This window comes from Paenibacillus sp. J22P169, from assembly GCF_059691995.1.
Genome location: NZ_JCAUAO010000003.1, coordinates 489,854 through 504,199, shown reverse-complemented (window position 1 = coordinate 504,199; position 14,346 = coordinate 489,854). Strand labels below are relative to the sequence as shown.

The 14,346-nt window shown below is 44.6% G+C and carries 14 protein-coding genes; 2 read left to right on the top strand and 12 right to left on the bottom strand.

Annotated elements, in window-relative coordinates; all coding sequences use genetic code 11:
• Positions 1-13 precede the first annotated feature (13 nt).
• Positions 14-727 carry an ABC transporter ATP-binding protein gene (locus AC58QG_RS19955; RefSeq protein ID WP_497363882.1) on the bottom strand — a complete coding sequence of 238 codons (714 nt, stop codon included), beginning with the start codon at positions 725-727 and terminating at the stop codon, positions 14-16.
• Positions 728-1,222: 495 nt separating this feature from the next.
• Between AC58QG_RS19955 and AC58QG_RS19950 the strand changes: the two genes are divergently transcribed.
• Entirely contained in the window at positions 1,223-1,459 is a 237-nt protein-coding gene (locus AC58QG_RS19950) for an S-layer homology domain-containing protein (protein ID WP_497363881.1), read from the top strand.
• 191 nt (positions 1,460-1,650) lie between these two features.
• Here AC58QG_RS19950 and AC58QG_RS19945 read toward each other — a convergent pair whose 3' ends face one another.
• The 7 genes from AC58QG_RS19945 to AC58QG_RS19915 all read right to left on the bottom strand — a co-directional run bounded on the left by AC58QG_RS19945 (position 1,651) and on the right by AC58QG_RS19915 (position 10,031).
• A complete protein-coding gene (locus AC58QG_RS19945; protein ID WP_497363880.1) occupies positions 1,651-1,881 on the bottom strand; it encodes a hypothetical protein in 231 nt (76 codons plus the stop codon).
• Between the two features lie 575 nt (positions 1,882-2,456).
• Positions 2,457-3,584, bottom strand: a complete 1,128-nt coding sequence (locus AC58QG_RS19940) for a glycoside hydrolase family 88 protein (protein ID WP_497363879.1) — start codon at positions 3,582-3,584, stop codon at positions 2,457-2,459.
• A gap of 300 nt (positions 3,585-3,884) precedes the next feature.
• Entirely contained in the window at positions 3,885-4,553 is a 669-nt protein-coding gene (locus tag AC58QG_RS19935; RefSeq protein ID WP_497363878.1) for a YwrJ family protein, read from the bottom strand.
• 35 nt (positions 4,554-4,588) lie between these two features.
• Complete coding sequence (locus tag AC58QG_RS19930) at positions 4,589-5,932, bottom strand: ArsB/NhaD family transporter (protein WP_497363877.1); 1,344 nt, start codon at positions 5,930-5,932, stop codon at positions 4,589-4,591.
• 462 nt (positions 5,933-6,394) lie between these two features.
• Positions 6,395-7,222 (bottom strand): DUF2935 domain-containing protein, encoded by an 828-nt coding sequence (locus tag AC58QG_RS19925; protein ID WP_497363876.1) that lies wholly within the window; start codon positions 7,220-7,222, stop codon positions 6,395-6,397.
• A gap of 112 nt (positions 7,223-7,334) precedes the next feature.
• On the bottom strand, positions 7,335-8,876 hold the full coding sequence (locus AC58QG_RS19920) for a helix-turn-helix domain-containing protein (RefSeq protein WP_497363875.1): 1,542 nt from the start codon (positions 8,874-8,876) through the stop codon (positions 7,335-7,337).
• A gap of 414 nt (positions 8,877-9,290) precedes the next feature.
• Positions 9,291-10,031, bottom strand: a complete 741-nt coding sequence (locus AC58QG_RS19915; protein WP_497363874.1) for an SDR family oxidoreductase — start codon at positions 10,029-10,031, stop codon at positions 9,291-9,293.
• Between the two features lie 171 nt (positions 10,032-10,202).
• On the opposite strand from AC58QG_RS19915, the gene AC58QG_RS19910 reads away from it, so the two are divergent.
• Positions 10,203-10,778, top strand: coding sequence for a TetR/AcrR family transcriptional regulator (locus AC58QG_RS19910; RefSeq protein ID WP_497363873.1), 576 nt, complete (start codon positions 10,203-10,205; stop codon positions 10,776-10,778).
• A 95-nt stretch (positions 10,779-10,873) separates the two neighbouring features.
• Here AC58QG_RS19910 and AC58QG_RS19905 read toward each other — a convergent pair whose 3' ends face one another.
• From AC58QG_RS19905 to AC58QG_RS19890, 4 genes are read right to left on the bottom strand one after another with little or no spacing between them, the layout of a single operon-like run.
• Positions 10,874-11,455, bottom strand: a complete 582-nt coding sequence (locus AC58QG_RS19905) for a nitroreductase family protein (RefSeq protein WP_497363872.1) — start codon at positions 11,453-11,455, stop codon at positions 10,874-10,876.
• Complete coding sequence (locus AC58QG_RS19900; RefSeq protein ID WP_497363871.1) at positions 11,436-12,284, bottom strand: ABC transporter ATP-binding protein; 849 nt, start codon at positions 12,282-12,284, stop codon at positions 11,436-11,438. The genes AC58QG_RS19905 and AC58QG_RS19900 overlap by 20 nt, the downstream gene beginning before the upstream one ends.
• Positions 12,285-12,295: 11 nt before the next feature.
• On the bottom strand, positions 12,296-13,339 hold the full coding sequence (locus AC58QG_RS19895; protein ID WP_497363870.1) for a FecCD family ABC transporter permease: 1,044 nt from the start codon (positions 13,337-13,339) through the stop codon (positions 12,296-12,298).
• Positions 13,336-14,346 (bottom strand): FecCD family ABC transporter permease, encoded by a 1,011-nt coding sequence (locus AC58QG_RS19890; protein WP_497363869.1) that lies wholly within the window; start codon positions 14,344-14,346, stop codon positions 13,336-13,338. The genes AC58QG_RS19895 and AC58QG_RS19890 overlap by 4 nt, the downstream gene beginning before the upstream one ends.

The following is a 14,346-nucleotide window of genomic DNA, read 5'->3' as shown; positions in this document are numbered from 1 at the left end:
CTGTCGCCCCCTCTCATAATAAGGAATGGAAGCAGTCGAACAACGAAGCATCCGGCATGTCGCATTGTTGCTGGATGTCGTTCAGTGTACCGTTCGCTACCAATCTGCCACCTGACAGCAGCACAAATGAACTGCATATCCGCTCCGCTGTATCTAACACGTGTGTGCTCATCAGTATGCCTGCGCCACGCTTCCGTTCCTCTTCCAGCATACCCAAGAAATCCTTGATCGCCTTTGGATCTAGACCAATAAAGGGCTCGTCCACAATGTACACATCTGGTTTATTCAAAAATCCGAGTATAAGCATAATCTTCTGCTGCATCCCTTTGGAGAATTTCCCAGGCAATTGATGCTTCTCATCTAGTAGGCGGAAGCGGTGCAAGAGATCATCTGCTCTTTCTAGGAACACCGTGCGATCTAGTTCATACACCGAGGCGGCGAATTCCATATGCTCCCACAGCGTCAATTCGTCATATAGAATCGGGTGTTCGGGAATATACGCATAACTTTTGCTTTCACCCATGAAGGAGATTTTGCCTTTAAAATCCTTTAGTAAGCCAAGGATGCTCTTAATTGTCGTACTTTTGCCAGCACCGTTCGGACCTAACAAACCCACGAGTTCGCCTTGCCGCACCGTAAAATGAATCCCCTTAATAATATCAGGCACTTCATCGTAACCGGCCTGTTCAATATGTACATCTAATACAGCTAATTGTCCGTCTGACATTCCGTGACTTCCCTTCCATCCAGATCGTGCGTCATTTGCACTTTGCCAATATCGTATCATGAAAGTTTGCCCAAAGTATGAAGGTTAGATAAAAATAAAATAGCTCTATTGCGATCACTCGACAATGAGCGACCGCATCTAGAGCTTGGCTATAGCAAATTAAGATTTACACGTCGTGAAACCTAACATCAATACTTAGTACCATCTCAGCGCGACAGGCAGACATTGGATAAACAAAACAACGTTCTTCAAGCGTTTCATCATCGTATTCACCCTTTCAAAAAGACAGAAAACGCCTATCCTGTGGTAGGATAGGCGCCATTGCCTCGAATATTAGTTGCACATCGTCGTGCGGTTAATTAGAGTATACTGCCTGATTTATTATGTGTCAACTATTATTACATAAAAACTTTTCGATCTATATATTGCTGATTTTAGGGTATCTACGTCATTTAACATGACATGATATTTCCGCCATCCCCCTACACCGCATGAGTGGAAACTTCAATTAATTGTAGGTACAAAGAACTAGTTTGTCGAATTACGAATCCTATCACCGGTGCTGTTGTCAGCTCATGGGCGAAACAAGCCGTTGCAACTTCTCTCAAAAATCAACTGCTCAATGGCGCAGATGCGGGACTTCAGCCGTCGCGAGAAATTACGCGAGCAGAGACAGCAGCGCTAATTCAGCGTTTGCTTGAAAAAGCTAAGTTGATCAACGTGAAATCCTAATTACGTTATCAATCTAAAGAAAGCCTGGAGTTCCACTTCGAGAGTGGGCTCCAGGTTTTTTGTTCTACAATTATTTCTTAACCAACATCTCCGCGATCAGATCGGCTTAGAGGTTCCCCTTGGGCCGGTATTATGCAAAAAAAGATCCTCACCCAGCCATGCTGGATAAGGATCTCTATACATCTATCGGTTTACTGCTGCATCTCCTGAACGCTGTAGCTATTGATGACCGCCGCCGCAAAGGTTACCCGATTGTTCCGAAAAAAGTGATATAACAGCCGAGCCTCTGCCGATTCTTCATCATAGCGCGAGAAGTTAAAGAAATCATCGTCAGCCCAACCTTCTTTTCGCAGGCTTTCAATGGATGCGGCAATTTTGCTAGGAATGACTGGTTTAAATACGTTAGTTGCTTCCGTTGTCATCGTTCCAACTCCACCTCTCACTAGAATCTATTAGTCTAGTAAAAGGATACCCAAATCTAACAACGGATAAACCTTCCAAATCGCTTAGTACTCCACATAAACCTCCTTGCCACTCCATAGCTTGATTCCGCTTCTACAACACCCAGCCACACTTGAGCAACACCCTTACTTCATTTCGCCTCATTCTGATCCACGGGTTTCAAACCAGCTATCTCTTGCTCTTGGAAGCAGCATCCGCGCCCCGCGCCCCACTCCCCTCCGATACCCTACCACACTCTCCCTTAGTGGAAAATAAATGGAAATGATGCAGTTAATTCTGGCTGATTCAGCTGTTTGTAGAATATAGATGGAAATTATGTAGCTAATTTCGCCCAAATCGATAGTTTCGGCAGGAATGGATCGAATTAACTGGAGGGAATCCAGTTATTCGATTCAAAGACGAGTTTGGCGTGAAATTAGATGTAGGATATCCAGTTATTATTGCTGGAATGCTGGAGCGACGTGGAAAAACAAAAGAGCTGCCCTCAAGTAGCTCGAAGCTACTCCAGAACAACTCTTTTTGAATTTACAATAGCCTACCAGAACAACTCGCCATGCCCGAGCAACCGGGAAAGCCCCTCTACAAAGTAGTAGTCGCCATAGATGAGTGGCACGTCGATGTTTTTCCCCTCTGGGTAATGGCTTGTACCATGGGTTACCAAGCCTTCTTCGGTTTCGGAATCCCACGCACCGTAGTTCGTGTAGAGCGAGTGCAAGATGCGCTCACCCGCTTCACGGTAGAGGGATGCCTCTTGGCTGTTCACTTGCTCCGCGATCAGGAGCAAACCGCAAGCCGCACACGCGCCTGCCGAGGAGTCGCGATATGCCGGAATGCCGTCTGGCAAACGGAAATCCCAATGTGGCACATGGTCTTCCGGCAGGTTCGCCAAGAAGAAATGCGCGGCACGCTTTGCTGCCTGTAGATACTTCTCATCGCCAGTGTACTTATAGCTAAGGCTCATGCCGTAAATCGCCCACGCGGTTCCACGCGACCAGGCCGATTCTGGCGCAAAGCCTTGCCCACCGTTCACGGAAAGCTTTTCACCGGTATGCGGATCAAAAATCACGATATGATTCACCGATCCATCGGGACGAATAAAGTGATTCACCGCCATATCCGCATGTCTGACGGCGATTTCTTTGAACCGCGGATCGCCCGTGGTCAGCGTAGCCCAATGCAGCAGCGGCAGGTTCATCATGCAGTCGATAATGGCCCAGCCTGCATTGTCTTCGCCTTCGCGCCAAGGATTCCACGCGCGAATGTAGCTTCCCTTCACATTGAACCGCGCAGCAAGCAGATTCGCTGCCAACAAGGCGCGGCGCTTGGAATCTTCTGAGCCAAGCAGCTTGTAGCGCGCAACACTCGTCAATGTCCACATGAAGCCGATATCGTGGTCCAAACGATAGTAGTCCGTTACAACTTGATCCAGCTGCTGCTCACAAGACTCAGCCAACTGCTTTAATCCTTCATCCTTCGTATCACGATATAAAAGCCACAGCAACCCAGGCCAGAAGCCGGCTGTCCACCAATACGCAGGCTCTAGCTTGTATTCTCCGCCCACACTTGCATGTGGGAACCCGTCACCAATACGCTTGCTGGTTTTGCCTACTTTTGTTATCGTTTGTGCCCATGCTTCTTGCGCCCAATCTTTCTGAATTGTCATCTGAGACACTCCTCATCAGGTTTGTTGAAACGTTTAACCTATTATAACACCTGGCTTTGAGAAATGCTCGACCTGTTTTATTTTTGTTAATTCCCCCACGAAAACACAAAAAATACTCTCATCAAAAAGATGAGAATATCGTATTTATGCCTATTCAAAAAGTTCATTCGTCTAGTTGGTAGCCCAAACGACCCAGCCCTTACTTTCATAAGATAAGGTGTGCGAATGCATATTTCAGCCTTTTTCGATCGACCTTCCCCCAGAAGGTCGTTTTTTATTTTCGCAGCAACGCTTCATCAATCATGGCGTGTACACCGTTTTTAAATGCTGCAGATTCCAAATTACTTTATCTCCATTGGCATTAATCAATTCGATGGAACCACTTTCTACTTTGTGAAGTAAGCCTATTTTTTTCGTGTTATCTCCAAGATCAAAAACAACTAGGTTTCCTTTCAGTTTTTCACATTGTCCTTCAAAAGTTCTTGCTAAGGATACATTAATTGGATTCAAAGGAAGCGATTGATTATTAAGTGAGTATGGCGTGAGATGAGCGTGATAAGGAATTAACCATTTCAAGTGGCTCATAGACACAAATATGGCTTTATAGACAGGTGAGTAGAAGACGAAATAATCATTCATAATACTAGTTAAATAGCCATGTATCGTTTTATTGCCAGTTACATAAATCTCGACAAATCGGCCTTTTGCATTATTTAATATCTTGCGATATGAGAGGCTATCTTCTTGATAATCGATTGGCACTACATCAGATATAAGTTCTGTTTCCGTACTATACTCTGAATTCAATCTTACATTCTGCACGTTTACTAAGGGGATATAATAGTGCTGTTGTTTATTGAGTACAACCATGATATCAAGCCCTAAATCAATTATTTTACCCGTACAGTTATTATTTCCAGAAATTTCAACAATCACTTGTTGACCAACAAATTGTTGAAGCACACGCATACGAATAACCTCCAGTTATCATCATATCTGACGTACTAAAAAATCCAGGATACCCAGAATGCTAGAATGACTAACGTGAAAATGAGAGTAATTGGGATGACTGTAATCGTCACTTTTAAGTACTCGGCCCAGCTCAACCTTACTTTTCCTTTCTTGATAATGTGCATCCACATTATGGTTGCGAGTGTACCAATTGGTAAAATAAGGGAACCCATATCGCTGCCAATTACACCAGCGAGATAAGAAATTTTCAAAGTAAGTGGATCAAGACCCATGTTCGTCAAAGTTAACGTACCTACCATTAATGCAGGATGATTGTTGAATACATTCGATAAAACGGTAAGTAGAATTCCCATAATTAGACTTGCATGAAGTAAACTGCCCGAAACGAGTGGCTGCATAAACTGGATAAGCATTTGGGTTAGTCCGATATTATGCAAACCATATATAATCACATACATACTAAAGGCAAACACGAGGATATACCAAGGCATTTTTTTAATCATATCTGTAGGTGCAATTCTCAAATAATACCAACGCCAGCCCAGCAGGAATGTAGAACCGATAACAGCCATTAATGGAACTGGGAAATGAATGAAAGAGGCAACAAATAGGCTTATTCGAACGCTGAATACGAAGATTAAGATATTCCGCATGAATTTGGTTCGATTCTCATTCGGAACCGGTGACGAAATATCTTGCAGTGGATGTGTTTGGTATAAGGCTCCTACTCTAATTGGTGGTAGTTTACGAGGTAATACGCGATAAAAACTTAAAAATAGAAGGAGTGTAAGGAGTACAAGACCAAGTGAAGCAGGGACAAACATCATTGCTGTTTGCATATAGAGGTCCATATGAACAATCTTTAGCGCAATTAAATTGACGATATTACTTACGCCAATTGGTGCGCTAGAAGCTGTTGCAATTAAAGCACCGGAGAGTAAATAAGGAATTTTCTGATGGTTTTTAAGTCCTAATTGATGCAGAAGCATAAGCAAAATCGGTGTAGTGATCAATATACTACCGTCGTTGTTCACAAAAAGGGTCATCAGAAAACAAAATAAATTGGTGTACCAGAATAAGCGTATTCCTGATCCTTTAGCTCGTTCAAGAAGCTTCTCTGCAGCCCAATTAAAAAATCCAAAGCTTTCTAAAACAATCGCCATAACAATCGTTGCCATAATGGTTACGGCTGCTCCACCTATAGTTTCAGTTATTTTTCCCAAGTCATTTATAGTTACACTACCGGTTAGGAGGACAATTATAGCGCCGATGGTTGCTGGAATAGATTCATTTACATTCGGACGAAAGATAATAAAAGCAATGGTGCATATAAAAGACAAGATCGTGATAGGAATCATGAAATCTTGCAGCATCATAATTCAACCTCTTTTCGATTAAGTAAAATAAGATCTTCATGCAGATCTTATTTTTCATCTTTTTACATTCTCTCTAGTGAACAAAACCACTTGTGGGTAGCGGTTTTCTAGTTGTTCCTCCCTCCATGATAGTTGTCTTATAGTTTCATTAGCATAATATGTTCATATAACATAGAGGGGACTAGTTGTTTATACTATTTCAATAAATTTCCACTAATAGCACTGTATATTGACCTAGAAGTAGAAACTGGAGGAAACAGCCTGCTAAAACCATGATCACGAATCTAGCATTTCCTCGTCCACTTATGAAGGAGTGCCTACGCAACAGCAAGCTAATGCTGTCGTATCTACAATAGATAACTCCACTGAAACTCAAAAAGCGAGCCCCAAGGGGCTCGCTAATTTAGGTCAATTGGTTACTTCGCCTTCTTCAGGTACCGATCCAACGATGTACCCTCATATTTAATGTCCCACATGCTCCTCTCGCATCCCCATGATTGGATTGCCCGTTAAGCACTGTTCGAACATATCGATAATAGCTAAGAAGCGTTCTGCTTCACGGAATACGTGATCCGCCAGTAGCGGATGAATAATGCTTTTGATTTTGCAAGCTTCAATTAAGTCACGAGCTGTTTTCTTAAAATCACGGAGAGCAACGACAGAGACACGATTCTGATCAAGGAACTGGTCCAAGAGAGGATCCGTTTGAGATTGAGGCCTCATCCCATTCAAATCAATGGCTTGAAAGAGAAGCTGGTCAAAATCATGACTAAAATTCCGTGCTTGTTCCACTAATTGACGTTCGGATGGATCCAGCAAATGACCGATAAACTTGGCGTGATCCGCCATGATACGTAAGAAGAACACATTTTCATCAATAATCGCATCGTGTAATGGTTCTAATCGTCCTGAGTTCAATTCGTGTAATCGGTTTCGGAAATAGTTAGCCTCACGACTCGTATGGTCAACTAACAGCGGGAAGTTGTTGCCGCCAGGAAGCTTGCACTGGATGATGAGTCCGAGAACTTTTCTTTTGAACGCCCAAATATGGGCAGCAGCCGCAGACACCTCCGTATTGAATCGTCGAATTTGTTCAGGGTCTGTCAACTCGTTATACGAATGGGATCGACCCTCAATATGCTCAAAAATATGATAATAATGATTCGCTTCTTGTATTAATGTCGTGTCCTCACATCGAAAGCCCAGTTTGAGAAATAAGGAATGTTCCTTCATAATACGTGACCAGAACCGGACCTCATCCAATGAACGCATCACGAACTCATTTGACAATTCGGGCACTCTCCTCACCATGATGTTCTCCTCTCCCATATATAATGAGCAGATGTCATAGATATGCTACGTCCACTCAAATAGGACAACAAGTGAGACTGACCGATCTCCATCAAGCGTGCCACTGCAACAATTCATCAAGGATCTGGTTTTGCCCGCTAGGGGCCCAACTCATGCTTATCCATTTCGGAATCACGCGGATCTGGTTGTTCTGCACAGCCTTCATCGTTTCCCAAGAAGTCCCTCTCAACACATTCATATATAAGTTGGTCTCCTCTAGTGACGTAAGGCGTTTATCAATGAGGAGAATATCTGTGTCAAATGGCGGCATACTTTCCACTGCAAAATCCTTCGTCCTCTCGTTCAACGGCACACAACTGCCAGGCTTTAGCCCAAGCTCTGTATATAATAAATGACTTAAAGGGTGGTCCACGAACCCTTGCACGCGAATTCTCCGGCTATATAATCGAATCATTGACACACTCTTGTTACCAATCGTATTCACCAATACCTCTTTCGTGTATTTCACACGGAGATCCAATTGACTGAACGTTTGTTGAGCTTCTTTTTCCCGCCCAACCAACTCAGCAATCCGCATATAATACATGCGCCAATCCATTGAAAAATCTACCATAACCGTAGGCGCTATAAGCTTCAACTGGTCGTAAATTGGAAGGTGCCTATAGTCGGCGATGATTAACTCTGGTTGATAGTTGTGCAATTCAGCTAATTGAACTTGAGTTTGCCTTTTGTTCTCCTCGAGACCTAATTCGATATGGCGATACCCATTCAATTCAAAAGCATCCTCCAGCCCAAGGTCTTGCAAACAATCCTTATATCGAAAACACGATGCGACAGCGACCTTCAATTGTCTCCTTTTTAAATACATCGTTGGTGAAATACCCAAGCTATTCTTAAACATCCGGCTAAAATAAAACTCATTCCCGAAACCAACGGCCGTTGAAATATCCTTGATCGAAGGGTCTGGCTGTTGCAAAAGTTCCTTCGAAGAATCGATACGAATATGATTTAAGTATTCGATGGGGGACATCCTCTTCGCTTTCTTGAAGCTTCTTGAGTACGAAGTTGGTGTCAATCCCGCGATGTCGGACAACGTCTCCAGTTTGATTTTGTGATTATAATGCTTGTACATATACGAAATGCTTTGATCAATACCTTTGGACGCATCCTCCAGCTCAATCGTTTCTGGCACTTCTTCAGGCATCGCTTGAATCAGACTTTGAAATTTGAGCTGAAGGCTAGGGTCCTTAACCGACTTCGAACGGGATTCTTCGTAGAGCTGCCCCATGCCTTCGAGATGCTGCTTCCCCTGCTTCATTTGAAGCTTGCCCGTCTGAAAAAGCGAGGGATCGGAAACCGAACTGACACAGTGCCAGACGCCTTTCTGTTTGAAAAACGATACACGTCTAATGACTAGGACATAGAACTCTATAAAATCCGACTCAAGCATCACCTCAATAGGCTTACTTCGAACTAGATAATACGCCTGATTCGACTTGATCGGCACAGCTTGATTATCGATGCAAAGAATGCCTTTGCCTTGTGTCACAACAAAGAGCATATCTCCTGGGATATTCTTTTTATGCAGCGTGTTCCGTTTATAGAAACGACGTTTGCGTATGGATGAAAGCATTAGAAGGGAATACTCCTGTCCTTGAACCGGCAGCATATGCAGCTTTAACCCCTTTCACGGTCAGAGTCAGTAGTGAGAATGATTTTCAGTAGACTCAGTATAAAGGGTTTCCATTTACTTGAAAAGGTTTTTTTTAGGTTGTTGAACTCGGGGATTACCTGTAAAAACTACAGTTATTTGGGGCATGTTCGTCTGAAATTTTGAAATAGCTGGAGGAAATCCAGTTATTCGGTTCAGGATGGCGTTTGAGGGGCGGTATGGGATGTGTGGGATTTAATAAAAAAGTGACCCACAGCAACGGGCTGAGGGTCTAAGTTTATATATATTTAAAAAGGGGGTCGGGTTTTATTATAAGCCTAATACATTAATGCCAGATGAATATAATATTTCAATTATATTACAATTTTATCAAGTTCAAGACAACGCGGTCGGTCTAACCATAATTTCGCTGATTAACGTGTCATCTGGTTCATTAATGGCAAACGCGATGGCTCTCGCAATACTGTTGGGAGAGATCCCTAAGCCGCTTATTTGATTGGCTATCGCTTGCACTTCCGGGCTGGTAATGCTGTCAAATAGTTCGGTCTTCGTTAGACCTGGAGCAATCAATGTCGATCGAATACCCGAAGTCGCGGACTCTTCCAGACGAAGTCCTTCCGAAATGGCTCTAACGGCGAACTTTGTGGCCGCGTATACGGCTGATGTCGGGGATACTTGATATCCTGAAGTAGAGGAAAGGTTGATGATATGCCCGGACTGCTGCTCCCGCATGGTAGGCAATACCGCGGCGATGCCGTATAAAACGCCTTTGATGTTCACATCAATCATGTGATTCCACTCGTCTACTCTTAATTCATTCATCCTGGAACTTGGCATGACCCCTGCATTGTTCACCAGGACATCAATTCGGCCATACTCACCTAAAGCAAACTTGGCCAAATTCTGCATATCTTCAGTAGAAACAACATCTGCTTTTACAGAAACAGCCTCGCCGCCACCCTGTTTAATTTCATTAACAATCGTGTGCAGACGTTCCTCTCTTCTGGCAGCCAATACCACCTTTGCGCCATTTTGCGCCAACAACTTCGCTGTAGCTTCTCCTATTCCACTGGAGGCTCCCGTAATAATGACCACTTTATCTCGAATGTTTTCCATTGTTATATGCTCCCTCACCTTCAATATTGAACACGTGTTGAATATTTAACGGCCGTTGATTAATATTATAGACAGAAGCACGGATTACTCAATGGTTGATTGATGCGTATTTGTTTCATATTCAACAACACCCATAGACATGTTGATTATCTGAAGGAGGTAACGAGAGGAATGGAATCTGTTGTTAAGACCGACCGCCGTATTCTCCGAACCAAGCAATCTATAACGAAGTCGTTTCTGGAGCTTTTCTCGGAAAAAGATTTTGAACAAATCACCATTAACGAGATTGCGGAGCGTGCCAATGTTAACCGCGGCACCGTTTATCTGCATTACAGTGACAAATACGACCTTTTGGACAAATGCATTGAAGATCACATCAACGAATTGATCTCGTTGTGCCATAAACGGGAGGACGATACGGATAGTCAAGGAATGGTACAAGAGCCCAAACCGGTTTTTGATTACTTTCGTGACCATTTCCCTTTTTTCTCAGCTATGTTTTCCAATCAGAGGGCCTTTCTATTCCGGGACCAATTACTAAAATTTATCTCCGTCAATCTGATGGATAAAATGGAAAAGCCGGACAATACACCCATTATCGACAATGAAATAAAAGCCCAATTCATGGCCTCTGCTTTTATTGGCATTGTGGAGTGGTGGATACGTCATCAAATGCCGCAATCCACACAATTTATGGCCGATCAGATTAGGAATTTATTCGAAAATAATCGAGTTTACCCGAAGTAGCCTTGCAAGGCTGCAGCGTCCGTTGAAACTCATACCAAAAAAAGCCCATAAATCCTCTTACAGGATTCATGAGCCATATTGGTGATGATTAGCTACTATTTAGAATCTATAATCGTCAGCATTTCCTCCACGGACTTACGAGGCTGAACGGTCGGAATCGATGCCGGATAACCGATATGCAGAACGCCGACAATTTTTTCATCTGCCTGTAAGCCAACTACTCGCTGGAACCCCTCTTCATAGTTATAATTGTTCGTTTTCCACACGACGCCAAGCCCCTGCTCCCAGGCAGCCAGTTGGAAATTTTGGATGAGGGCGCAAACCGCGCCGTAGTCCTCATCCCATTGCTTTTGGCGTGTGTCTTCTTTCAAAATCACAACGAGATGAACGGGAACCTCTAGGAAGTATTCCCATTTGCGTTTCCCGTGTTTTTCTCTCATCTCCTCGTCATCATAGGATAGGAGCATCGCATCTGCTAATGTCTCGCGTCCCTCTCCTTTATACAAAATGAAACGCCAAGGCTGTCTGTTCCCATGATTAGGTGCCCAAACCGCTACATTCAACAGTTCGAGCAGCAATGCATCCGAAACGGGATCCTGTTTGAACTCGCGAATTGTTCTTCTCTCTTTAATTAATGCGGCCACCGTTCCCATTGGTTTAACATCGGATAAGCTCATGTTGGACTACCTCCTCTATTTTCGCAGGCTCGAACTTGTCGGATTTCCGGCCTTTTCCTCTCGGAATGCACATCGGCGTACCGAAGAACGGATCCCCGATAATTTCACACTCCATTCCGAATACATGCCTGACAAGCTCCGAATTAATGACATCCTCTGGCTTTCCTTGGGCGAAGACGGATTTATCTTTGATCGCCACGAGATGATGTGCATATCGACAAGCTAGATTGAGATCATGGAGAACCATGACAATCGTTCGCTGTTCGCGTTCATTAAGCTCAAACAACAGATCCAAAATATCAACTTGGTGAGCCATATCCAAATACGTCGTCGGTTCATCCAACAGGATGGTTGAGGTCCCTTGCGCAAGGGTCATTGCAATCCACGCCCGCTGACGCTGTCCGCCGGACAAGGAATCCACCGCGGTTTCCGCCAATTCGGTCATTTTGGTAACCGCTAAAGCATCCTTCACACATCGCTCATCTTCATCTGACCACGATTTTAGCCAATTCTGGTACGGGTATCGTCCTTGTTTCACTAACTGAAAAACCGTTAACCCTTCCGGGGCAATCGGCCCTTGCGGCAAGATCGATAAGCGCTTCGCGATTTCTTTCGTTGGGATTTCCGCGATATGCTTGCCATCCAGAATGATTTCGCCATGAGCTGGCTTCAATAAGCGAGCCATCGCACGCAGGAGTGTTGATTTCCCACAGCCATTAGAACCAATCAGTACCGTAATCTTTCCTTTGGGCATGGTAAGATTCAAACCTTCGATGATATTTTCGTTGCCATAGGTCAAATTTAAATCTCTGGTCTCCAAGGTTGGCACTCTCTTCACTCCTATCTTGAATTTCGCTTGGTGTACAGCAAATAAATGAAAAAGGGTGCCCCCACCGCTGCCGTAAATACACCGACTGGTACATCGAGCGGTAGAAAGAACGTTCTTCCCGCTAGATCAGCCAACATCACAATAGCGCCTCCGAGTAGAGCTGAGACGGGTAACAGGCTGTCAAAACTCGAGCCTACCCATTTGCGCGCTATATGCGGTGCGATTAAGCCAATGAATCCGATCGCACCAGCTACGGAAACAGCTGAACCCGCTAGCGCCACACTGATGAGCAGCAATAATAAGCGGTTGATCTCCACTGCGCTTCCCGCACTTGCCGCCACATCATCCCCCAACTGTCCAATATTGACATGGCGAGCTAATAGAAAAGCAAGCGGAATCAAGGTTATCGTCCATGGCAATACAGTCATCACATTTTCCCAGTTCGTGGCGTAAACCGATCCTGTCAGCCATAAATAGGCTGTGCCGGGATCGTTTCTCGGACTAAAAACGATCATCATCGTCGTCGCAGCAGACATGAGCGAGGACATCCCAATGCCTACCAGAATGAGCCGAATGGGTGTGACCCCTTTTTTCCAAGCAAGCATATATAGAATGACAGAAACAACTGCAGCACCCAGCATAGCCGAAACCGGCAGCCACCGAATGCTGATCATGCCATTGAAATACGTGAGGAATGTAACAGCAGCCACCGAAGCTCCACCGGTTACGCCCATCATATCAGGGGATGCCAAAGGATTCCGAATGATCCCCTGCATGATCGCACCTGCCGCTGCCAGCGCAGCCCCTACTAACATTGAAATGACAATTCGCGGGAGGCGCAGCTTTTGAACGACCATTGTGTGATCATCGGCCCCAATGCCTATGACGCTTTTGACAACATCGATCGGAGATATGTACATCTCCCCCATCCCTGTGCTTACAATCGCAATAACCACGCAAACCACAAGTAACAAGAGGGATATCATTAATGCTCTTTTTTCGACTAAAAAAGAAATCTCACCACGCCGCAATCGAACCGGAACATGACCCTTCATGATTTGATAAGCCCCCTTCGTGCAATATAAATAAAGAATGGGGCACCAATAAGGGCTGTCATAACGCCTACAGGCATTTCCTCAGGAATCATAATAAATCTTGCAGCCAAATCCGCCAGAATCAGCAGGATCGCACCTAACACCGCGCAATAGGGGATGACCCAACGATGGTCAATACCGATGAAAAACCGAGAGATATGCGGAATGACGATGCCGATAAATCCAATAGGACCCGCGATAGACACGGAGCAGCCCGCGAGTACGACAATTAGAAGACCAGCGACGGATTTGACCCAGATCGTCTTTTGCCCCAAACCTTTGGCCGTATCCTCCCCCATGAGAAGAAGATTCATATCCCGTGCAATGAACCATGAGGCTACCCAGCATATCGCCATAAAAGGGAAGACTGTGATCAACATATCGGGAGAACGTCCCGCAATGGTTCCCGTCAACCAGAACAGCACCGTGCTAAGTACCTGTTGGTTGAGCACCAAGATACCTTGTGTGAAAGACGAGAACAGAGCGGTCATGGCTGCGCCTGCGAGCACAATTTTGAGTGGCGTCAATCCATCTCGGCCAAAAGAGCCCAAGATATATACGGATAAAGCACCCACTGCCGCTCCGATAAAAGAGATCCACATCAAGGCTTGCATTGATGAAATTTGTAAGCCAACTGCTCCAATAACAACGAACATCGTTGCTCCTGCATTGACCCCAAGAACACTAGGCGAAGCCAGCGGATTGCGCGTTAATGTCTGCATGAGCGTTCCTGCAATTGCTAAGCTAGCGCCAATTGCAGCTGCAATACAGGCTCTGGGCAAACGCGTTGTTCGAAGAATGATTTGGTCATTCATATTCTCGTCGTAATGAAAGATGGAAGCCCATGCCGTATGCCAGTCAAACTGCGTCGCACCAAACAGAATGCTAGAAGTAAAGCTGCCTAGTAGAATAAGGATCAGCGTGAGTAGTCCGGCGGTTCTCCATAAACTCGTATTCATAAGGTTCAT

Bases quoted from the DNA above. Each gene is read 5' to 3' on its own strand.
- AC58QG_RS19915 (WP_497363874.1), bottom strand. From the start codon at position 10,031: ATGGAAAACATTCGAGATAAAGTGGTCATTATTACGGGAGCCTCCAGT.
- AC58QG_RS19955 (WP_497363882.1), bottom strand. From the start codon at position 727: ATGTCAGACGGACAATTAGCTGTATTAGATGTACATATTGAACAGGCC.
- AC58QG_RS19910 (WP_497363873.1), top strand. From the start codon at position 10,203: ATGGAATCTGTTGTTAAGACCGACCGCCGTATTCTCCGAACCAAGCAA.
- AC58QG_RS19935 (WP_497363878.1), bottom strand. From the start codon at position 4,553: ATGCGTGTGCTTCAACAATTTGTTGGTCAACAAGTGATTGTTGAAATT.
- AC58QG_RS19940 (WP_497363879.1), bottom strand. From the start codon at position 3,584: ATGACAATTCAGAAAGATTGGGCGCAAGAAGCATGGGCACAAACGATA.
- AC58QG_RS19920 (WP_497363875.1), bottom strand. From the start codon at position 8,876: ATGCTTTCATCCATACGCAAACGTCGTTTCTATAAACGGAACACGCTG.
- AC58QG_RS19945 (WP_497363880.1), bottom strand. From the start codon at position 1,881: ATGACAACGGAAGCAACTAACGTATTTAAACCAGTCATTCCTAGCAAA.
- AC58QG_RS19930 (WP_497363877.1), bottom strand. From the start codon at position 5,932: ATGATGCTGCAAGATTTCATGATTCCTATCACGATCTTGTCTTTTATA.
- AC58QG_RS19905 (WP_497363872.1), bottom strand. From the start codon at position 11,455: ATGAGCTTATCCGATGTTAAACCAATGGGAACGGTGGCCGCATTAATT.
- AC58QG_RS19890 (WP_497363869.1), bottom strand. From the start codon at position 14,346: ATGAACCTTATGAATACGAGTTTATGGAGAACCGCCGGACTACTCACG.
- AC58QG_RS19895 (WP_497363870.1), bottom strand. From the start codon at position 13,339: ATGAAGGGTCATGTTCCGGTTCGATTGCGGCGTGGTGAGATTTCTTTT.